The organism is Streptomyces sp. AF1A, from assembly GCF_047340315.1.
In the GTDB taxonomy this organism is placed as follows: domain Bacteria; phylum Actinomycetota; class Actinomycetes; order Streptomycetales; family Streptomycetaceae; genus Streptomyces.
The window spans coordinates 1-19,515 of the sequence record NZ_JBLEBI010000133.1 but is presented as its reverse complement, the minus strand read 5'-3'; the positions used below and the strand labels follow the sequence as shown (position 1 = coordinate 19,515).

At 74.4% G+C, this 19,515-nt stretch carries 19 protein-coding genes and 2 pseudogenes; 12 read left to right on the top strand and 9 right to left on the bottom strand.

Annotated elements, in window-relative coordinates:
- Positions 1-491 (top strand): annotated as a pseudogene (locus ACLU3S_RS27160) (class II glutamine amidotransferase); the annotation flags it as partial.
- On the top strand, positions 488-1,450 hold the full coding sequence (egtD, locus tag ACLU3S_RS27155; RefSeq protein WP_413954580.1) for an L-histidine N(alpha)-methyltransferase: 963 nt from the start codon (positions 488-490) through the stop codon (positions 1,448-1,450). The pseudogene ACLU3S_RS27160 and the gene egtD, both read left to right, overlap by 4 nt.
- A 1-nt stretch (position 1,451) precedes the next feature.
- Here egtD and ACLU3S_RS27150 read toward each other — a convergent pair whose 3' ends face one another.
- Positions 1,452-2,708: an extracellular solute-binding protein gene (locus ACLU3S_RS27150; protein WP_413954579.1), complete on the bottom strand. Its 1,257-nt coding sequence runs from the start codon at positions 2,706-2,708 to the stop codon at positions 1,452-1,454.
- A 214-nt stretch (positions 2,709-2,922) separates the two neighbouring features.
- Between ACLU3S_RS27150 and ACLU3S_RS27145 the strand changes: the two genes are divergently transcribed.
- Complete coding sequence (locus ACLU3S_RS27145) at positions 2,923-3,138, top strand: dodecin (RefSeq protein WP_413954578.1); 216 nt, start codon at positions 2,923-2,925, stop codon at positions 3,136-3,138.
- A gap of 34 nt (positions 3,139-3,172) precedes the next feature.
- Here the strand turns inward: ACLU3S_RS27145 and ACLU3S_RS27140 are convergent, their stop codons facing one another.
- Both ACLU3S_RS27140 and ACLU3S_RS27135 read right to left on the bottom strand, forming a co-directional pair.
- Positions 3,173-3,664: a hypothetical protein gene (locus ACLU3S_RS27140; protein WP_413954577.1), complete on the bottom strand. Its 492-nt coding sequence runs from the start codon at positions 3,662-3,664 to the stop codon at positions 3,173-3,175.
- A 10-nt stretch (positions 3,665-3,674) separates the two neighbouring features.
- Positions 3,675-3,821 (bottom strand): annotated as a pseudogene (locus ACLU3S_RS27135) (universal stress protein); the annotation flags it as partial.
- Between the two features lie 190 nt (positions 3,822-4,011).
- On the opposite strand from ACLU3S_RS27135, the gene ACLU3S_RS27130 reads away from it, so the two are divergent.
- Positions 4,012-4,872: a DUF1918 domain-containing protein gene (locus ACLU3S_RS27130; RefSeq protein WP_413954582.1), complete on the top strand. Its 861-nt coding sequence runs from the start codon at positions 4,012-4,014 to the stop codon at positions 4,870-4,872.
- Between the two features lie 87 nt (positions 4,873-4,959).
- Here the strand turns inward: ACLU3S_RS27130 and ACLU3S_RS27125 are convergent, their stop codons facing one another.
- From ACLU3S_RS27125 to acs, 6 genes are all read right to left on the bottom strand, one after another.
- Positions 4,960-5,226 (bottom strand): hypothetical protein, encoded by a 267-nt coding sequence (locus tag ACLU3S_RS27125; protein ID WP_413954576.1) that lies wholly within the window; start codon positions 5,224-5,226, stop codon positions 4,960-4,962.
- Positions 5,227-5,305: 79 nt separating this feature from the next.
- A complete protein-coding gene (gene fabG / locus ACLU3S_RS27120) occupies positions 5,306-6,136 on the bottom strand; it encodes a 3-oxoacyl-ACP reductase FabG (protein WP_413954575.1) in 831 nt (276 codons plus the stop codon).
- Positions 6,133-7,197: an alpha/beta fold hydrolase gene (locus ACLU3S_RS27115; protein ID WP_413954574.1), complete on the bottom strand. Its 1,065-nt coding sequence runs from the start codon at positions 7,195-7,197 to the stop codon at positions 6,133-6,135. The genes fabG and ACLU3S_RS27115 overlap by 4 nt, the downstream gene beginning before the upstream one ends.
- On the bottom strand, positions 7,194-7,541 hold the full coding sequence (locus ACLU3S_RS27110) for a hypothetical protein (protein WP_413954573.1): 348 nt from the start codon (positions 7,539-7,541) through the stop codon (positions 7,194-7,196). The genes ACLU3S_RS27115 and ACLU3S_RS27110 overlap by 4 nt, the downstream gene beginning before the upstream one ends.
- Positions 7,541-8,743 (bottom strand): beta-ketothiolase BktB, encoded by a 1,203-nt coding sequence (gene bktB / locus ACLU3S_RS27105; protein ID WP_413954572.1) that lies wholly within the window; start codon positions 8,741-8,743, stop codon positions 7,541-7,543. Before bktB ends, ACLU3S_RS27110 begins: the two co-directional genes overlap by 1 nt.
- 28 nt (positions 8,744-8,771) lie before the next feature.
- Entirely contained in the window at positions 8,772-10,694 is a 1,923-nt protein-coding gene (gene acs / locus ACLU3S_RS27100; RefSeq protein WP_413954581.1) for an acetate--CoA ligase, read from the bottom strand.
- A 283-nt stretch (positions 10,695-10,977) separates the two neighbouring features.
- Between acs and ACLU3S_RS27095 the strand changes: the two genes are divergently transcribed.
- From ACLU3S_RS27095 to ACLU3S_RS27060, 8 genes are all read left to right on the top strand, one after another.
- On the top strand, positions 10,978-12,051 hold the full coding sequence (locus tag ACLU3S_RS27095) for a sensor histidine kinase (protein WP_413954571.1): 1,074 nt from the start codon (positions 10,978-10,980) through the stop codon (positions 12,049-12,051).
- Positions 12,048-12,824, top strand: a complete 777-nt coding sequence (locus tag ACLU3S_RS27090) for a LytR/AlgR family response regulator transcription factor (RefSeq protein WP_413954570.1) — start codon at positions 12,048-12,050, stop codon at positions 12,822-12,824. Before ACLU3S_RS27095 ends, ACLU3S_RS27090 begins: the two co-directional genes overlap by 4 nt.
- Positions 12,821-13,168, top strand: a complete 348-nt coding sequence (locus ACLU3S_RS27085) for a hypothetical protein (protein ID WP_413954569.1) — start codon at positions 12,821-12,823, stop codon at positions 13,166-13,168. Before ACLU3S_RS27090 ends, ACLU3S_RS27085 begins: the two co-directional genes overlap by 4 nt.
- On the top strand, positions 13,165-14,847 hold the full coding sequence (locus ACLU3S_RS27080; RefSeq protein ID WP_413954568.1) for a cation acetate symporter: 1,683 nt from the start codon (positions 13,165-13,167) through the stop codon (positions 14,845-14,847). The genes ACLU3S_RS27085 and ACLU3S_RS27080 overlap by 4 nt, the downstream gene beginning before the upstream one ends.
- 289 nt (positions 14,848-15,136) lie before the next feature.
- Positions 15,137-15,793 (top strand): adenylate kinase, encoded by a 657-nt coding sequence (locus ACLU3S_RS27075; protein WP_413954567.1) that lies wholly within the window; start codon positions 15,137-15,139, stop codon positions 15,791-15,793.
- Positions 15,794-15,833: 40 nt separating this feature from the next.
- Positions 15,834-16,841: an LLM class flavin-dependent oxidoreductase gene (locus tag ACLU3S_RS27070; protein WP_413954566.1), complete on the top strand. Its 1,008-nt coding sequence runs from the start codon at positions 15,834-15,836 to the stop codon at positions 16,839-16,841.
- Positions 16,842-16,926: 85 nt separating this feature from the next.
- The gene (locus tag ACLU3S_RS27065) at positions 16,927-17,121 is read left to right on the top strand and encodes an antitoxin (protein ID WP_413954565.1); all 195 of its coding nucleotides are present in this window, start codon (positions 16,927-16,929) and stop codon (positions 17,119-17,121) included.
- 27 nt (positions 17,122-17,148) lie between these two features.
- Complete coding sequence (locus tag ACLU3S_RS27060; protein ID WP_413954564.1) at positions 17,149-19,479, top strand: ATP-binding cassette domain-containing protein; 2,331 nt, start codon at positions 17,149-17,151, stop codon at positions 19,477-19,479.
- Positions 19,480-19,515: the final 36 nt, after the last annotated feature.

Below are 19,515 nucleotides of genomic sequence, written 5' to 3'. Positions count from 1 at the left end.
GCTGGCTGTTCAGCCACAACGGGGCCGTGGCGGGCTGGCCGGACGCGGCGGCGCCCCTGGTGTCCGAACTGCCCCCGGTCGACCTGCTGTCGCTGCCCGCGCGGAACGACTCGGCGTTCGTCTGGGCGCTCGTCCTGCACCGGCTGCGCTCCGGCGACGATCCGGACCGGGCCCTCGCCGAGACGGTTGGCGCGTTCGCGCGGGCGGCCCCCGCCTCCCGGCTCAACCTGCTGCTGACGGACGGCGCCACGATCACCGCGACCGCCTGGGGCGACACCCTCTGGTACCGCACCGAGCCCGGCCGCGGCACGGTCGTCGCCTCCGAGCCGTACGACGACGACCCGCTCTGGCAGGAGGTTCCCGACCGCACCGTGCTCACCGCGAGCCGCGCCGGCGTGCTGCTCGCCCCGCTGGAGGACCCGGCGGCCTCCCCCGCTCTCGGCTCCGCTCGAGCGGAGGCACCCCCATCCCCGAAGGAGCCCTGCACGTGAGTCCTCTGCGCGTGACCCGCACCCTGCCCGAGGACGCGACGGACGCCGCGCTGCGCGCCGACGTCCGGCGCGGCCTGACCGCCCGCCCGAAGTGGCTGCCGCCGAAGTGGTTCTACGACGCCCGCGGCAGCGAGCTGTTCGAGCGGATCACCGAGCTGCCCGAGTACTACCCCACCCGCGCCGAGCGGGAGATCCTCGCCGCGCGGTCCGGCGAGATCGCCGCCGCGAGCGGTGCCCGGACGCTGGTCGAGCTGGGCTCGGGCTCCTCGGAGAAGACCCGCTATCTGATCGACGCGCTCACCTCGCTGGCCGTGTACGTGCCGGTCGACGTCAGCGAGAGCGCCCTCACCCGGGCCGGGCGCGCCCTCATCGAGGACCGCCCGGACCTGGAGGTGCACGCGCTGATCGCCGACTTCACCGCCCCGCTCGCCCTGCCCGCCACGCCGGGCCCCCGGTTGGTCGCCTTCCTCGGGGGCACGATCGGCAACCTGCTGCCCGCCGAACGTGCCGCCTTCCTGGCCTCGGTGCGCGCCCTGCTCGCTCCCGGCGACAGCCTGCTGCTGGGCACCGACCTCGTCAAGGACGAGCGGGTGCTGGTCCGGGCGTACGACGACGCGGCCGGGGTGACGGCCGCGTTCAACAAGAACGTGCTGTCCGTCATCGACCGCGAGCTCGGCGCCGACTTCGATCCGGACGCCTTCGACCACGTGGCGCTGTGGGACGCCCGGCAGGAGTGGATCGAGATGCGGCTGCGCTCGCGGACCGCGCAGACCGTGAAGGTGCCCGCGCTGGATCTCGCGGTGGACTTCGCCGCGGGCGAGGAGCTGCGCACCGAGGTGTCGGCGAAGTTCCGCAGGGAGGGGGTGACCCGCGAACTGGCCGTCGCCGGGCTGGAGTTGACCCACTGGTGGACGGACGCACAGGGCCGTTTCGCGCTGTCGCTGAGCGTGGCGCGGTGAGTCACAGGTCCGGAGTCAGTTCCTCGGTGAGCCTCCGGGAGGCGCGGCGGGCCTCCGTCGCCGGGTCGGCTCCGGTCAGCACCCTGGTCATGTACTGCTTGATCGGGTTGTCGGCCTCGACGTCGGCCCACTGAGGCGTGTTGGGGGTCGCCCGGCCGTGCGCCGCGCCCGCGGCCATGGCGGCGACCCCCGGCTCGCCCGCGACCGCGCCGGCCAGAGTGGTCTTGTTGGGCACGTAGTTCATGGTGCGGGCGAGTTCGGTGTCCCACTTGGCGCCGGTGAGCGCGCCGACGACGGCGGTCGCGGCGAACTGGTCCTTGGTGTGCTCCGCCACGACCAGGTCGGAGCCGCCGGTGAACACGGCGCCGGGCCGGGCCGCGGTCCTGCCGGGCACCGGGAAGAAGCCGATCTCGCCCTTCAGCGCCGGGTTCTGCTGCACGATCGCCCGGGCGAGGCCGGGGACGGCGACGATCTGCGCCACCTTGCCGCGCGCGAACACCCCCGCCTGCGGCGGGTGTTCCTCGTCGGCGTCCTTCGGCCCGGCACCCAGCGCCTGCAGCCGCCGGTAGAAGTCCATGCCGCGCAGCGCGGCCGGCGTGTCCAGGGTGCCCTTCCAGTGGTAGTCGCCCTCCTGGACGGCGAGTTCGCCGCCCTCGTCCCAGATGAAGCCGGACAGGGTGTACCAGTCCTGCCCGGCGAGGTAGATGCCCTGGTTGCCGCCGGAGTCGAGCTTCTCGGTGTCGGCGAGCCACTCGTCGCGCGTCCTCGGCGGGCGGGTGATGCCGGCCTGCCGGAACAGGTCCTTGCGGTAGATGACCACCCGGTTGGCCGCGTACCACGGGATGCCGAACTGCTGGTTGTTCTCCTTGCCGGGCTCGGCGAGGCCGGGCAGCCACGTGTCCTTGCCCCAGTCGCGCAGCGACTCCAGGGTCAGGTCGGCGAGGCGGCCGCCGTCCGCGTACAGGGGCACCTGGGTGTTGCCGACCTCGATGACGTCCGGCCCGTTGCCGGAGTCGTCGTCGAGCGCCTTGCGCACCTTGTCGACGATGCCGGTCCACTCCTGGATGCGGATGTCCAGGCGCAGGTCCTTGTGGGTGTGTTCGAAGTCGGCGGTGAAGCGCCGGAGGAAGTCCTGGGAGGCGCTGTCCTTCATCAGCCACACGGTGACGGTCTTGCGCCCGTGCCCGCCGGGGAGCATCCCGCAGGCGCTGACGAGGGAACCTGTGACGCAGATGAGGGCGAGCAGGCGACGTCTCACGAGGGGTCCTGTTCTGTCTGGCAGGGCGGTGCGGACAGGGGTGGGGGCCCGACGTGGGGGGACGAGCACGGGTGCTCGCACGGGTGTTCTGATTTTGGTATGGACCAATGCCGGGGTCAAGGCCTGCCCCGGGTACGGGCCGACGCCGTGCGGGACCGGCCGGGATACGGCACGGTGGAGTACGGCGTGACGCACGGCGTTAAGGAGCCCCCCGATGACAGACCACACCTACCGGGTCACCGAGATCGTCGGCACCTCGCACGAGGGCCTCGACCAGGCCATCCGCAACGGCATCGCCCGCGCCGACCAGACGCTGCGCAACCTCGACTGGTTCGAGGTCACGCAGGTCCGCGGCCAGATCGAGAACGGGCGGATCGAGCACTACCAGGTGGGCCTGAAGGTGGGCTTCCGCCTCGAGGACGGCGACTGAGCGCCCGCGCCCTCCGGCGCCCGTCCGGGCGCCCTCAGGTGCCCCCCTCGCGCTCCTGAGCCTCCTCCAGTGCCGCGGACTTCGCGGCCCAGCGGGCCCGTACGACGGTGAAACCGGCGCGCTCGGCGTCGTCGCACACCAGCTCGTCGTCGTCCACCAGGACCCGCACCTCGCGGCCCCGGGCGAGCCGGCGCAGGATCTCCAGCTTGGTGAAGCGGGCGGGCCTGCGGTCGGCGCTGCCGCGCATGTACACGCGCCCCTCGGGCAGTCCATGGGCCGCGAGCCAGTCCAGGGTGTCCTGTCGGCACCGCTCCGGGCGGCCGGTGAGATACACGACCTCGCAGCCGCCGGCGCTCTCGCCGGCCAGCGCGACGCCCTCGGCGAGCGGCGGATCCTGCGGCGCCGCCGCGAAGAACGCGTCCCACTGCTTCGGCCGCGTCCGAAGGAAGTGCTGCCGGTGCGCGGTGTCCGCCAGGGTGTTGTCCAGGTCGAACACGGCGAGCGGGAGTCTGCTGCTGTCCGTCACACCGGAAACCCTAGCCAGTGAACGGGCGGCCACCCCCCTGCCGCACGATCACGACCGGACGGCTCCCATGCTGCGACACGTGCCCGCTGACGGAGTCGAGCGGGGCGCGGGTGCAGCCGCCCCTGCCCCGGCTGCCGACGACCAGGACGCCGGCCCCGCCGTCCACGCTGCGGGAGCCGTCGCCGCACCGCCGGAGACGGGCATCCGGCGGAATGACGGACGCCTCCGCGCGCCGTCCGTGGCCGCGGCGCCCACCGGCCGCCGCCCGCGGCTCTCGGCGCCCGTGCGGCGGGGTGTCCCCCGTGGCAGGTTGGATACAGCAGCACTGTGCGGAGAGGGCGACGATCATGCGAGCTCACCTCGGCGACCAACTCGTGGTCGAGAGTCCGGCGACCGGCGCCGCCAAGCGCGACGGCGAGATCATCGGACTCCACCACGAGGACGGGACACCCCCCTACGACGTGCGCTGGTCGGACACGGACGAAGTCACGCTCGTGTTCCCCGGGCCCGACGCGCACATCCGCCATCTCGAACACGGCGGTGCGCAAGCCCCGTGCGAGGCCGACCCCGGCGACATCGGCCGGCGCGTCGCCGCCGAACGCCACCGGCAGGGGCTCAGCCGGGAGGAAGTGGCCGGCCGCGCCCGGATGTCCCCCGGATACCTGGCCTACCTGGAGGAGAGCCCGGCCGACCCGACCCTCGCGACGCTCATCAGGCTGGCGGACGCGCTCGGCACCACGGTGGCCGCCCTGCGCGGCGGAGGCGCCGATCAGCCGCCCGGTCAGGGCCGGGCGATGATGCACCCGCGCCTGCGGGACCTGAGCCCGCAGGAGTGCCGCACACTGCTGTCCACGCACGGCGTGGGGCGCGTCGCGGTGTCGGCGCCCGACGGCCGCCCGGCGGTCGTACCGGTCAACTACGACGTCGTGGACGACGCCATCGTCTTCCGCACCGCACCCCACTCCGTGCCCGCGGAGGCCGCGGAGACCGAGGTCGCCTTCGAGGTCGACCACCTGGACGAGGCCCTGAGCCAGGGCTGGAGCGTGCTCGCCGTGGGCCCCGCGCACGTGGTGACGGAGCCCGAGGCCGTGCGCACGCTCGCCCGGCGCGCGCACACCACGCCCTGGGCGGGCGGCGAGCGCGACATGTGGGTGTCGATCCGGCCCACGACCATCACCGGCCGCCGGATCGCTCCGGACGATCAGTAGCCGGCCGTGCTGCGGCGCGCCCGGGGCACGGGGGCGCACGGCAGCCGGCTGCCGCCGTGGCGGCCGCCGGCTGCACAGGGTCTCCGGTCAGCGCAGGAACTGACGGAGCACGCCGGCCGATATGGCGTTGAGCTCCTTGGTGAGGCCGGTCTGCGCGCGCAGGGCCTCCCCGGCCCAGTCGGTGCCGGCCTGTGAGGCCTGCTCCTGGACCCGCACCGCCGCGGTCACCGACTTCTCGACGGCGTCGACGACGGCGAGGCCGGTCTGCCGCACGGCGTGACGGTATGTGTCCTGGAAGTCCGTCAGGTCGCGGACCGCCGAGTCGAACCCGGCGCCGTACTCTTCTGCTCGCATGCCCATGAACTGTCTCCTGTCGAATGGGAACTGTTGGATGACCCGGCCCGCGCGGGCCGCGCGGGCCGGGAGTCTGCGGTCACATGTCGAGGCCTCCGTTGACCCCCCAGACCTGCCCGGTGATGTAGCCGGAGGCGTCGTCGGCCAGGAAGCGCGCCAGCCGGGCCACCTCCTCGGGACGGCCGAGCCGCCCCAGCGGGACCTGGCCGACGATGCGGTCGAGCACCTTGGCCGGGATGTGCTCCAGCATCTCGGTCGCGATGAAGCCGGGGGTGATGGCGTTGACCGTGATGCCCGGCCCGCACGGGTCCTGCCGTCCGGTCTTGGCCAGCTGGAAGGCCGCCTCCCGGGCGAGGGTCTTGGTGAGGCCGAACAGGCCGGACTTGGTGGCCGCGTAGTTGGCCTGGCCGATGTTGCCCGTCTCGCCGATCACCGAGGAGATCATCACGATGCGGCCCGAGCCCTGCTCGACCATGCGGCCGAGTGCCGCCTGCGCCAGGTAGAAGGGACCGGAGAGGTTGACGTCCAGCACCTGCTGCCAGTCGGCCTCGGTCATCCGGGCCACCGTGCGGTCGATGGTGATGCCGGCGTTGTTCACCAGGATGTCGATCCGGCCGTGGCGCTCGACGACCTCCTCGACCAGGCGGCGGCAGTCCGCCGCGGAGGCGACGTCGGCCTGGTGGGCGCTGACCTGCTCGCGCTCCGCCCCGAACTCGCTGCGGCACTGGTCCAGGAAGTCGCTCGCGCGGCGGGTGTTGCCGGCGTAGGCGGCGGCGACCGTGGCTCCCGCGCCGGCCAGGCTGCGGCTGATGGCGGCGCCGATGCCGCGGGTGCCGCCGGTGACGAGCGCGACCCGGTCCCGCAGGCTCCGGTCGGCGGGGGCGGTGGTGAAGGGGGCGGTGATGGTCACGAGATGCTCCTTGCGGGGGTGGTGGCCGAGCGGGCGGCGAGCCAGCCGGCGATATCGGGCCAGATGCGGTCCCGGGCCTTGGAACCGGCCATGAGGCCGATGTGCCCGCCCGGGCGGTCGAAGTGGGTGACGTCGGCGGAGCCGACGCGGTCGAGGAAGGGGACGGTGCCGTCGCGCGGCGCGATGTGGTCGCCGGCCGCGGTCACCACGAGGACGGCGGCGTCGATCGCGGCGGGGTCCACCCGCCTGCCGCGCAGCCGGAGGGTGCCGGCCGCGAAGCGGTTCTCCTGGTAAAGCCAGGTGATCCACTCCCGGTAGGCGCGGGCCGGGAACGGCGGGTTGTCGCCGACCCACCGCGCCATCGACTGGAAGGCCTCCCGGTCGACGGTGCCCTGCTCCACCTGGTCCCACAGCCTGCGGTAGGTGGTCACGTAGTTGCCGACCGGCTTGAGCATCCTGTTCGCCCAGTCGATCGCGTGGCCGGGGACGACCCGCAGGTCCGCGAGGGTGGTCACGTCGTAGGTGTCGGCCGTGACCCAGCGCCGGTACACGCTGCCCTCGGTGTCGAACGGCATGGTCAGCAGGACGGTGTTGGCCACCGGGCCGCCGGGGTGCAGCGCCGCGTACATGGCGGTGAACGCCGCGCCCATGCACCAGCCGACCAGGGACACCCGGTCGCCGCCGGAGCTGCGCAGCACCCGGCGCACGGTCCAGTGCAGCTGGTCGCACACGTAGTGCTCCACGCCCCGGTCGGCGTCCTCCTCGTCGGGGACGCCCCAGTCGAGCAGGTAGACGTCGAACCCCTCGGCGAGCAGGAACTCCACGAAGGAGTTGCCCGGCCTGAGGTCGAACACGTCCGGCCGGTTGATCAGCGCGAACACCAGCAGCACCGGGACGGGGTGGCGGCGCCGGTCGCTGCGGTAGCGGTAGAGCGTCGTCGTGCGGTGGGTCCAGACGACGTCGCGGGGAGTGGCCGCGACGTTCGCCTCGTCCGCGGTCAGGACCAGGTGGGCGGTCTCGGCCATCACCCTGGCCGGGCGAAGGAGGTGATGGTCCGTCATGACGCCTCCTCCGCACCGGCCGGCCGGTCGGCCAGCTCGTCGCGCAGGTCCTCGACCTCCTGCAGTACGCGCTCCAACTTGTCCTCCGTGCGGGCGAGTTGGCGGCCGAGCCGGGTCACGTCGGCCCGGCCCGCCAGCCGCATGTTGCGCAGCATCAGGTCGCAGGTCTCGCCGCTGATGCGGGTCAGGGCGGCGACGTTGCCCGCGGTCAGGCCCAGCAGCTCGGCGAAGGCGCTGCCCGAGACGAACTGCTCGGTGGCCTCGGCGGCCTGCTGCTCCATGGCCTCGTACCAGCCTCGGAAGGGCCCCTGGGACCAGGCGCCGAACGGGTTCCCGGCGGTCATCACACCTCTCCCTCACGCTCGAACAGTGCGGCGATGCCCTGGCCGCCGCCGATGCACATGGACACCACGGCGTACCGGCCGCCGATGCGGCGCAGTTCGTGCAGGGCCTTGACGGTGAGGACGGCGCCGGTGGCGCCGACCGGGTGGCCGAGGCCGATGCCGCTGCCGTTGGGGTTGGTGCGCTCCGGCGGCAGGCCCAGCTCGCGCGCGACGGCCAGGGCCTGGGCGGCGAACGCCTCGTTGACCTCGTAGACGTCGATGTCGTCGACCTTCAGACCGGTGTCCTCCAGCAGGCGGCTGATCGCCGGGGAGGGCCCGATGCCCATGCAGGCGGGCTCGACCCCGACGTGGCGGTAGGCCACCAGGCGCGCCAGCGGCACCAGACCGCGCTCCTCGGCGACGGCCGCATCCGCCAGGACGACGGCCGCGGCGGCGTCGTTGATGCCTGAGGCGTTGCCGGCGGTGACCGTGCCGCCGGGCCGGAAGGCCGGGCGCAGCTTGGTGAGGTCGGCCTCGGTGATGCCGGGCCGCGTGTGCTCGTCGGTGGCGACCCGGACCGTGCCCTTGCGTGAGGGGATCTCCACCGGGACGATCTGCTCGGTGAAGCGGCCCTCGGCGGTCGCGGTGGCGGCCCGGTGGTGGCTGGTGAGCGCCAGTTGGTCCTGGTCCTCGCGGGAGACCTCCCAGCGCTCGGCGACGTTCTCCGCGGTGATGCCCATGTGGACGCCGTCGAAGGGGTCGGTGAGCGCCGCGACCATGGCGTCCAGCATCCGGCCGTCGCCCATCCGGGCGCCCCAGCGGGCCTGCGGCACCCAGTAGGGGCCGCGGCTCATGGCCTCGGCGCCGCCGCCCACGGCCACCTGGCAGTCGCCGAGCGCGATGCTCTGCGCGGCCGAGACGACGGCCTGCAGGCCGCTGCCGCACAGCCGGTTGACGTTCATCGCCGGGACCGTGACCGGCAGTCCGGCCTGCACGGTGGCCACCCGGGCGAGGTAGAGGTCGCGGGGCTCGGTGTTGATGACGTGGCCGAAGACCACCTGCCCGGTGTCCTCGGGGTCGACGCCGCTGCGCCGCAGCGCCTCGCGGGTGACCAGGGTGGCCAGGTCGGCCGGGGGGACGTCGGCGAGCGCGCCGCCGAACTTGCCGATGGGGGTGCGGACGCCGCTCAGGACGACGACGCTGTGCTCGGTGTGCTGCTGCATGGGGATGATGTCTCTCTTCTGTGGGGGGTCAGTGGGCGGGGTGGGCCACGGCGGCGGTGAGGGCGTCCATCACGGCGGGTTCGCCGAGCGTCGTCACGTCGCCGGTAGGCCGGCCGGTGACCAGGTCGCGCAGCAGGCGGCGCATGATCTTCCCGGAGCGCGTCTTGGGCAGGGCCTCGGTCCAGACCACCCTCTTGGGGCGGGCCAGCTTGCCGATGCGGACCGAGATGTGCTCGCGCAGCTCGGCCTCCAGCGCCGCGTCGCCCGCCCGCCCGTCGGCCGGCGTCACGAAGGCCACCACGGCCTGTCCGGTGAGCTCGTCGGGTACGGCGACCACGGCCGCGTCGGCGACGGCGGGGTGCGCGGCGATGGCGGACTCCATCTCGGCGGTGGACAGCCGGTGGCCGGAGACGTTGATGACGTCGTCGGTGCGTCCGAGGATCCAGAAGTGCCCGTCCTCGTCCAGCCGGGCGGCGTCGCCCACCACGTAGGTCTCCTTGCCGAAGCGGGAGAAGTACGTGCTGAGGTAGCGCTCGTCGTCGCCGTGCAGGGTGCGGAGCATGCTGGGCCACGGCTGGGTGAGGGTCAGCAGCCCGGTCCCGTTGGTGACCGGGGTGCCGTCGGCGTCGAGGAGTGCGGCGGACACGCCCGGCAGCGGGCGGGCGGCCGATCCCGGCTTGGCGGTGGTACCCGGCAGCGGCGCGATCATGATGCTGCCGGTCTCGGTCTGCCACCAGGTGTCCACGACGGGGCAGCGGCCGCCGCCGATGACCCGGTGGTACCAGTGCCAGGCCGTGGGGTTGATCGGCTCGCCCACGCTGCCCAGCAGCCGCAGGGAGGACAGGTCGTGGCGGCCCGGCAGCTCCTCGCCCCAGCTCATGGCGGCGCGGATGGCGGTGGGCGCGGTGTACAGCTGGGTGACGCCGTAGCGCTCCACCAGCTCCCACCAGATGCCCTTGTGCGGGTGGTCGGGCGCCCCCTCGAACAGCACCGAGGTGACGCCGTTGGCCAGCGGGCCGTAGACCAGGTAGCTGTGCCCGGTGATCCAGCCGATGTCGGCGGTGCAGAACCAGACGTCGTGGTCCGGATCCAGGTCGAAGACGAGCCGGTGGGTGTAGGTGACGCCGGTCAGGTAGCCGCCGGTGGTGTGGACGATGCCCTTGGGCGCCGCGGTGGAGCCCGAGGAGTACAGCAGGAACAGCGGGTGCTCGGCGGGCAGCGGCACGGCGGGGCAGTCCGGGCCGGCCGCGGCGCACAGGTCGCCGTACCAGCTGTCGCGGCCGGGCCGCATCGGGCACGGCGCCCCGGTGGCGCCGACGACCACGACGTGCTCCAGGCCGGGCAGGGTCTCCAGGGTCTCGTCCAGGGCCTGCTTCACCGCGGTGACGCGGCCCTTGCGGCGTGCGCCGTCGACGGTGACCAGGACGCGGGCCCCGCAGGCCGCCATCCGCTCGCCGACCGCCTGCGGCGCGAACCCGCCGAAGACCACGTTGTGGACGGCGCCGATCCGGGCGCAGGCGAGCATCGCCACGACGGCCTCGGGGATCATCGGCAGGTGGATGCCGACCACGTCGCCGGCGGTGACGCCGAGCCCCTTGAGCGCGTTCGCGAACCGCTGCACCTCATCGAGCAGCCCCGCATACGTGATCGTGCGGGTCTCGCCCTCCTCGCCGTGCCAGTGGTAGGCGACGCGGTCGCCGAGTCCGGCGGCCACATGGCGGTCCAGGCAGTTGGCGGAGGCGTTCAGGGTGCCGTCGGGGAACCAGCGGTGGAAGGGGGCCTCGGTGTCGTCCAGGACGGTGGTGAACGGCTTGTCCCAGGCCAGGTGGCGGGCCTGCTCCGCCCAGAAGCCGAGCCGGTCGGCGGCGGCCCGGGCGTAGAGGGCCTCGGCGTCCACCGGGTGCCGGGCGGCGAAGGAGCGCGGCACGGTGGAGGGACCGGCGGTCGTCAGGTGGTCGCTGTGCGGGTGCGGCGTGCGGTCCGTCACGGTGGTGCTCCTCGTGTCCGTGGGGGTCATGCGTGGGGGTTGATCCGTGGGGGTGCGGCTCCGCCGGTGCGGTTCTGTCCGGCCCTCGGCGGAATGCCTGGTTACGACCCTGCGCTCGCCGTCGCCGGGACGGAAAGGGCGCTGCGACGGGCCGCGTGCCGGACGCGACGAGCGGTGCGCGCGGCACGACGAGCGGTCGCGCGGCCGGTGAACGGCAGGGCGGCCCGAGGGGTCGTACGGTGAGTACGTGATCGGTGTCCACCCGCCCGGGATCAGGCATCGGCGGGGTCCGCTCGGGGCCGGCGGCGCCGACGTGGCCGCCGTGCTGCGGTCCGCCCGGGAGATGGCCGACGAGTTCGCCGGCGGCCTCACCCCGCAGGCGGCCGACCGGGTCGCCCGCAGGGCCCGCAAGCTGCTGGACGCCGCCGGGGTCGTCCTGTGCGACCTGTCCGGCCCGCTGGGCGCGGCCGGGAAGGTGCGCGAGGACGCGGGCGCGCTCGCGGACCGGGCCCTCACCGACGGCCGCCCGGTGCGGGGTGCCGGCGCCGTCGCCGCGCCGCTGCTCACCGGCGCCGAACCCACGGGGGCGCTGGTGGTGGCCGGTGACGAGATCGCGGCCGATCAGGTGGAGGCGCTCGCGGACTGGCTCGGCGAGGCCCTGGAGCGGGCCGTGCTGGGTCTCGCCCGGGAGGAGCTGGCGCTGGCGGAGCTGAGCCGGCTGCGCGCCCAGATCTCGCCGCACTTCCTGTACAACGCGCTGTCCGCGATCGCGTCCCTGGTGCGTTCCGACCCGGAGCGGGCGCGGGACCTGCTGGTGGAGTTCTCCGAGCTGGCCCGTTACGCGTTCTCCGGTCGCGGGCAGTTCACCACCGTCGCCGAGGAGTTCCGCGCCATCGAGGTGTACCTGCAGCTCGAACGGGCCCGCTTCGGCTCCCGCCTGTGCACCTCGGTGCGGGTCGCCCCCGAGGTGCTGCCGGTGACACTGCCGTTCCTCACCCTGCAGCCGCTGGTGGAGAACGCGATCCGGCACGGCATCGAACCGCGGCGGGGCGGCGGGACGGTGAGCGTGACCGGCGCCGCCGTGGGCCCCGACTGCACCATCACGGTCGAGGACGACGGCGCGGGCATGGACCCGGAGCTGGCCGAGGCGGTGCTGGCCGGGCGGGGCGAGCGCTCGGGGATCGGTCTCGCCAACGTCGACCAGCGGCTGCGCACCCTGTACGGCCCGGAGTACGGGCTGGTGGTGGAGACCGCGCCCGGCGCGGGTACCCGGATCACCTTCCGGGTTCCGTTGTCCGCACCCGGGATGGCGACGAGATGACCGAGGAACTGTCGGTGCTGGTCGTCGAGGACGAGCCGCTCAGCCTCGACGAGCTGGTGCACCTGCTGAACGGCGTGGCCGGCGTGGGCCGTGTGGCCGCCGCCCCCGACGCGGTGTCCGCGCTCAAGCTGCTGCGGGGCCGCGAGTTCGACGCCGCGTTCCTCGACATCGGCATGCCCGGACTGGACGGCATGGAGCTGGCCGCGGTGCTCTCCCGGCTGGCGCGGCCGCCCGCCGTCGTCTTCGTCACCGCCTCCCAGGCGCACGCGGTCGACGCGTTCGGGATCGGGGCCGTGGACTACCTGCTCAAGCCCGCCTCCGCCGGGCGGGTGCGGCGGGCGCTCGACCGGGTCCACCGGGCCCGCGCCGCCGTCGTGCCCCCGGCCGCGGCGCCGCCCGAACCGGCCGGTGACCTGGCCGTGCTGAAGGTCGAGTCCGGGGGCCGTACCCGCTATGTCCGCCGGGACCAGGTGCGGTTCGTGGAGGCGCACGGCGACCATGTGCGGCTGGACACCCGGGACGGGCGGTTCCTGGTCCGCATGACGCTGTCCACGCTCGAACGCAGCTGGTCCCGGGCCGGGTTCGTGCGGGTGCACCGGGGCTACCTGGTCGCCCTGCGGGCCGTCGAGGACCTGCGCACGGACGCCGTGGGCCAGTTGGTCGCGCACACGGCCGGCGGTGACGTCCCGGTCAGCCGTCGCCATGCCCGGCAGCTGAAGGAGGCGCTGTTCGCCGCGGCCCGGGCGGGCCGGGTCGGCGGGGCACGGCGATGAGCCGGCCGCGCCGCGTGGCGGTGGTGAGTCCGCAGACCCGGCTGGCGCTGGCCAGGCGCTCCGCCACCGGCCGGCAGCTGGTCCTGCCCCCGGACTTCGACGCGCGCGCCGCCCGGCGGGCCTATCTGCGCCAGCGCCGGCTGGCCGCTGCCACGGTGCTGGCGCTGGTCGCGCTGCTGCTGGCCCTGCCGCTGCTGATCGCCGTCGTGCCGCGGCTGGGCGCGGTCCGGGCGGCCGGCATCCCGCTGTCCTGGCTGCTGGTCGGCGTGTTCGTGTACCCGGTGCTGCTGCTCGCCGCGCTGGCCCTGCTGCGCCGTGCCGAGCGGGCGGAGCGGATGCGATGACCGTCGCGCTGATCTGCCTGGTCGCGCTGGCCGCGCTGGGGATCGGGATGTTCAGCGTGCGGGTGGTGCGCAGCACGGGCGACTTCCTGGTCGCCGCCCGCAGCGTGTCCCCGGCCCTGAACGGGGCCTCCATCGCGGGCGAGTACCTGTCGCTGGCCTCCTTCCTGGGCGTCGCCGGGCTGCTGCTGGCCAGCGGTGTGGGCGTGCTCTGGTTCCCGGTGGGGTTCACCGCCGGCTACCTGGTGCTGCTGGTCGCCGTCGCGGCGCCGCTGCGGCGCTCCGGCGCCTACACCGTGCCCGACTTCGTGGAGAACCGGCTCGGTTCGCCGCCCGTGCGCCGGCTGGCGGGCCTGGCGGTGCTGCTGATCGGCTGGACGTACCTGGTGCCGCAGTTCCAGGGCGCCGGCCGGATCCTGGACCGGTTCGCCGGTGTCCCGTACCCGGCGGCGGTGCTGCTCGCCGGGACCGTCGTGGCCGTCACCGTGGCCCTGGGCGGCATGCGCTCGGCCACGTACGTCCAGGCCTTCCAGTACGCCGTGAAGCTGTTCTTCCTGGCCGTGCCCGCGCTGGCGCTGATCATCGCGCTCGGTCCCGCCGGGCGGTCCGCGGCCGTCCACCCGGAGCGGGGCACCCACTTCCGGCACGCCACCACGGTCGAGTTCCACGCACCGGCGGTCCTGCAGGTGGGAGCCCCGGTCACCGTCACCGTCGACGGCCGCCCGGCCGGCTGGGCACCAGGGCGCCACGCCGTCGCGGACGGCTCGCGGGTGCGCTTCCCGCAAGGGGCCGCGGTGCCCCGGGCGCAGGGGGCCGTGGAGCTGGGCGGTACGGCCTGGCGCACGCCGCTGCTGCACCTGCCGGGCGGCACGCACCCCCTCTTCGAGACCTGGTCGCTGCTGCTGGCGACGGTCCTGGGCACGGTCGGCCTGCCGCACATCCTGGTACGGCTGCACACCAGCCCGAACGGCGTCGCGGCGCGCCGCGCGGTGGTGGTCACGCTGGCCCTGCTGGGCCTGTTCTACCTCACCCCGGCCGTGTACGGGCTGCTGGGCCGGACGGAGGTCCCGCAGCTGTATCTCACCGGGCCCACCGACACGGTGGCGCTGGTGCTGCCCGCGGCGGTGCTGGGTCCGCCGTGGGGCGCCGCGCTGTCGGCGCTGGTCGCGGCCGGCGCCTACGCGGCCTTCCTGGCCACCTCCTCCGGGCTGCTGCTGGTGGTGGCCGGCGGCATCGGCCACGACCTGCTCACCGGCTCGCTGCGCGACCTGCGGCTGACCGTCGTCGTGGGGGCCGCGGTGGGCGTGCTGCTGGCGCTGCCGGCGAGGTCCCTGGAGATCAGCGTGGTGGTCGGCTGGGCCTTCGCCATCTCCGCCTCCACCCTGTGCCCGCTGCTGCTCCTCGGCATCTGGTGGCGCGGGCTGACTGCGGCCGGTGCCGGTGCCGGACTGGTGGCCGGCGGGGTGTCGGCCACCGGCGCCGCGGTGGCCTCCGCCCTGGGCGCGGCCCCCGCGGGCTGGCCCGGCGCCCTCCTGCTGCAGCCCGCCGCCTGGTCGGTCCCGCTGGCCTTCGCCGTCATGGTCGTCGTCTCCCTGCTGGGCCGCCCTCCCGCGGGCGCCGAGGACCTCATGCTGGCCATGCACGTCCCCGAGTCGGCGGAGCCGCTACGACACGGACGCTGACCTCTACGAAGCACCGCCGCCTCCCCACCGGACCGGCCCCCCGCAGACGCCGACAACGTCACCCCGACCATCCACATCCCCGACCCGGCCGAGCCGCCACGACACGCACGCCGACGCCCACGGAGCACCGCCGTCCCTCCGGCGGCGGTGCTCGACCCGCGGCCGACCGTTCGTCGTGGCCGGGCGACCGTTCGTCGTACCCGGTGCGCCACCGGCCGGAGCGTCCTTGTCCGGGCGGTGCGGCGCCGCGCACCGTGGTCGTACCGGCACGTACGACGGAAGGCACTTCATGCACCTCCTCCTCATCGGACCGCCCGGCGTCGGCAAGGGCACCCAGGCCGCCCGGCTGCGGCAGGCACTGGGCGTCCCGCACCTGTCCACCGGGGACCTGCTGCGCCGCCATGTCGCGGAAGGGACCCCGCTCGGCGCCGCGGCCGCCGCGCACATGCGGCGCGGCGACCTCGTCCCGGACGGCCTGGTGACCGCGATGGCCCTGGACCGGATCCTCGGCCCGTCCAGCGCGTCCGGCGTGGTGCTGGACGGCTTCCCGCGCACCCTCGCGCAGGCCGAGGCCCTGGACACCGCGCTGACCGGCCACGGGCGACGGCTCGAAGCGGTGCTCCACCTGACCGCTCCCGAGCAGACGCTGCTGCGCCGCCTGACCGGCCGCCGCACCTGCGCCGGCTGCGGGGAGAGCTATCACCTGGACACCAGGAAGCCGCGGACCCCCGGGCGGTGCGACACCTGCGGGCAGCGCCTGGTCCAGCGCGGCGACGACACGGAGGAGACCGCCCGCGCGCGCCTGGCCGTCCACGCAGAGCAGAGCCGGCCGCTGCTCGCGCGCTACCGGCTCGCCGGTGTGCTGCACGAGGTCGACGGCAGCGCGGACGCCGACGACGTCACCCGGCGCCTGCTGGCCGTCCTCGCACCGCACCCCGTGAGGTGACGCGCGGGAATCACCCGCTCGTCAGGGCGTTGAACCGTGCGTGAGCAGCTCAGTGATCGCCCGGACCAGGTTCTCCGTCCTCGACCGCTCCCGGACCCGGGAGGGCCGCCCGCCCGCCGAGGCGCTGCGGGACACCGTGGCGCTGGCGCGGGAGACGGAGGCACTGGGCTACCACCGCTTCTGGGTCTCCGAGCACCACGGCGTACCCGGCGTCGCGGGGTCCGCGCCGACCGTGCTCGCCGCCGCCGTCGCCGCTGCCACCCGCACCATCCGGGTCGGCACCGGCGGGGTGATGCTGCCCAACCACCAGCCGCTGGTCGTGGCCGAGCAGTTCGGGGTGCTGGAGTCGCTGTTCCCCGGCCGGATCGACATGGGTCTCGGACGTTCCGTGGGCTTCACGGACGGGGTGCGCCGGGCGCTCGGCCGGGACAAGGGGGACGCCGAGGACTTCGCGGCCCAGCTCGGCGAACTGCTGGACTGGTTCGCGGGCACCTCGCCGACCGGGGTGCACGCCCGCCCCGCGGAGGGGCTCAGGGTGCCGCCGTTCGTGCTGGCCATGGGCGAGGGCGCGGCGATCGCGGCCCGCGCGGGCCTGCCGGTGGTCATCGGCGATCTCCGCAACGGGGAGAGGATGCTGCGCGGCATCGACCGGTACCGGTCGCTGTTCCGGCCCTCGGCCTGGGCGGCGGAGCCGTACGTCGTGATCTCGGGAACGATCGCGGTGGCCGGCACCGAGGAGGCGGCCCGGCGGCTGCTCGTCCCGGAGGCCTGGTCGATGGCGTACGCGCGCACCCACGGCACCTTCCCGCCGCTCGCCCCGGCCGAGGCGAGCGAAACCCGCGCGATGAGCGCGAAGGAGCGGGAGCTGTACGAGTCGGCTCTCGCCGGCCACCTCGCCGGCACCGCGGAGCAGGTCGCCCACGAACTGGAGACGGTGCTGAAGGAGACCGGCGCCGCCGAGGTGCTGGTCACCACCAGCACCCACGACCGCGCCGCCCTGCTGGACTCCTACCGGCGTCTCGCCGCGCTCTTCCTCCCCGGATCCTGACGGCCCGGGACACGGCCCGAGATGCGGATGCGGCCCGGGCCGGTGACCCTGGGAGGGCAAGCCTCAAGCGACGAGGAGGGCTGCGATGTCCTTCATGGACAAGATCAAGGGCATGCTCAAGGGCCATGAAGGCATGGCCGACAAGGGCATCGACAGGGGTGGCGACTACGTCGACAAGCGGACCGGCGACACATACCAGTCCCAGGTCGACACCGCGCAGGACAAGATGAGGGACGAGTTCGGCAGCCGGCGGGACCCGGGCAACCCTCCGCAGTCCTAGGGAACGGGCGGATGGAGTGGCCGCCCGATGCACAGCCCCCACGACCCGTACGTCCGTGTCCGCGGCGCCCGTGAGCACAATCTCAAAGGCGTCGACGTGGACGTCCCGCGCGACGTACTGGCCGTGTTCACCGGCGTGTCCGGCTCGGGGAAGTCGTCCCTGGCGTTCGGCACGATCTACGCCGAGGCCCAGCGGCGGTACTTCGAGTCGGTCGCGCCGTACGCCCGCCGGCTGATCCACCAGGTCGGAGCGCCGAGGGTCGGCGAGATCACCGGGCTGCCGCCCGCGGTGTCGCTGCAGCAGCGCCGCTCGGCCCCCACCTCCCGCTCCTCGGTGGGCACCGTCACCAACCTCTCCAACTCACTGCGCATGCTGTTCTCCCGCGCCGGGGAGTACCCGCCCGGCGCCCGGCGCCTGGACTCCGACTCCTTCTCGCCGAACACGGCGGCCGGCGCCTGCCCGGAGTGCCACGGCCTCGGCCAGGTGCACGACACCTCCGAGGAGCTGCTGGTCCCCGATCCCTCGCTGTCGATCCGCGAGGGCGCCATAGCCGCCTGGCCGGGCGCCTGGCAGGGCAAGAACCTGCGGGACATCCTCGACGCGCTCGGCCACGACGTGGACCGGCCCTGGCGCGAGCTGCCCGCCGATGAGCGGCGGTGGATCCTGTTCACGGACGAGCAGCCGGTCGTCACCGTGCACCCGGTCCGGGACGCCGACCGCATCCAGCGGCCGTACCAGGGCACGTACATGAGCGCCCGCCGGTATGTGCTGAAGACGTTCTCCGACACGAAGTCGCCGACCCTGCGGGCCAAGGCGGAGCGCTTCCTGACCAGCCGGCCGTGCCCGGTGTGCCGGGGCAGCCGGCTGCGGCCCGAGGCGCTGGCCGTGACCTTCGGCGGCCGGACCATCGCCGAGCTGGCCGCGCTGCCGGTGGCCGACCTGGCCGGGCTGCTGGACGGCGGCACGCCAACCGCCCGGGTCCTCACCGAGGACCTGAAGTCCCGGATCGCGCCCGTGGTCGAGCTGGGCCTCGGCTACCTCAGCCTGGACCGGGCCACCCCGACCCTGTCGGCGGGCGAGCTGCAACGGCTGCGGCTCGCCACGCAGTTGCGCTCCGGGCTGTTCGGCGTGGTGTACGTGCTGGACGAGCCGTCGGCCGGGCTGCACCCGGCGGACACCGAGGCCCTGCTGACCGTGCTGGACCGGTTGAAGGCGGCGGGCAACTCGGTGTTCGTGGTGGAGCACCACCTGGACGTGGTCCGCGGCGCCGACTGGCTGGTGGACGTGGGGCCGGGCGCGGGCGAGCACGGCGGGCGCGTGCTGTACAGCGGCCCGCCGGCCGAGCTGGCGTCGGTCCAGGAGTCGGCGACGGCCGCGTTCCTCTTCGACGAATCGCCCGGGCCGGCGCGTGAGGTCCGCGAGCCGCGCGGCTGGCTGACGGTCGGCCCGGTCACCCGGCACAACCTGCGGGAGGTGACGGCCGCGTTCCCCCTCGGTGCGTTCACCGCCGTCACCGGGGTCTCCGGCTCCGGGAAGTCCACGCTGATCGGGGAGTTCACGGAGGAGCCGGCGGGGGTCGGGCGGCTGGTCCGGGTCGACCAGAGGCCGATCGGGCGCACCCCGCGGTCCAACCTGGCGACCTACACCGGCCTGTTCGACGTCGTACGGAAGGTGTTCGCCGGGACGGACGCGGCGCGCACGCGCGGCTACGGCGTGGGGCGGTTCTCCTTCAACGTCGCCGGGGGCCGGTGCGAGACCTGCCAGGGCGAGGGGTTCGTCAGCGTCGAGCTGCTGTTCCTGCCGAGCACGTACGCGCCGTGCCCGGAGTGCGGCGGCGCCCGCTACAACCCCGAGACGCTCGAAGTGACGTACCGGGGGCGGAACATCGCCGAGGTGCTCGACCTGACGGTGGAGGCCGCGGCGGAGTTCTTCACGGACACCCCGGCCGCCGCCCGCAGCCTGGGCGCGCTGCTCGACGTGGGCCTCGGCTATCTGCGCCTCGGCCAGCCGGCGACGGAGCTGTCGGGCGGGGAGGCGCAGCGCATCAAGCTGGCGAGCGAGCTGCAGCGCGGGCGCCGCGGCCACACCCTCTACCTGCTGGACGAGCCGACCACCGGACTCCACCCGGCCGACGTCGAGGTGCTGATGGAGCGGCTGCACTCACTGGTCGACGCCGGTCACACGGTCGTCGTGGTGGAGCACGACATGACGGTGGTGGCGGGCGCCGACTGGGTGATCGACCTGGGCCCCGGCGGCGGTGACCGGGGCGGGCGGATCGTGGCGTCGGGGCCGCCGCAGCGGGTCGCCGCCGCGACGGGCAGCGCGACGGCGGCCTATCTGGCGCGGGTGATGCCTTGAAGGACGGTGCCGCGTGCCGCGCTCGGCCCACCGCGG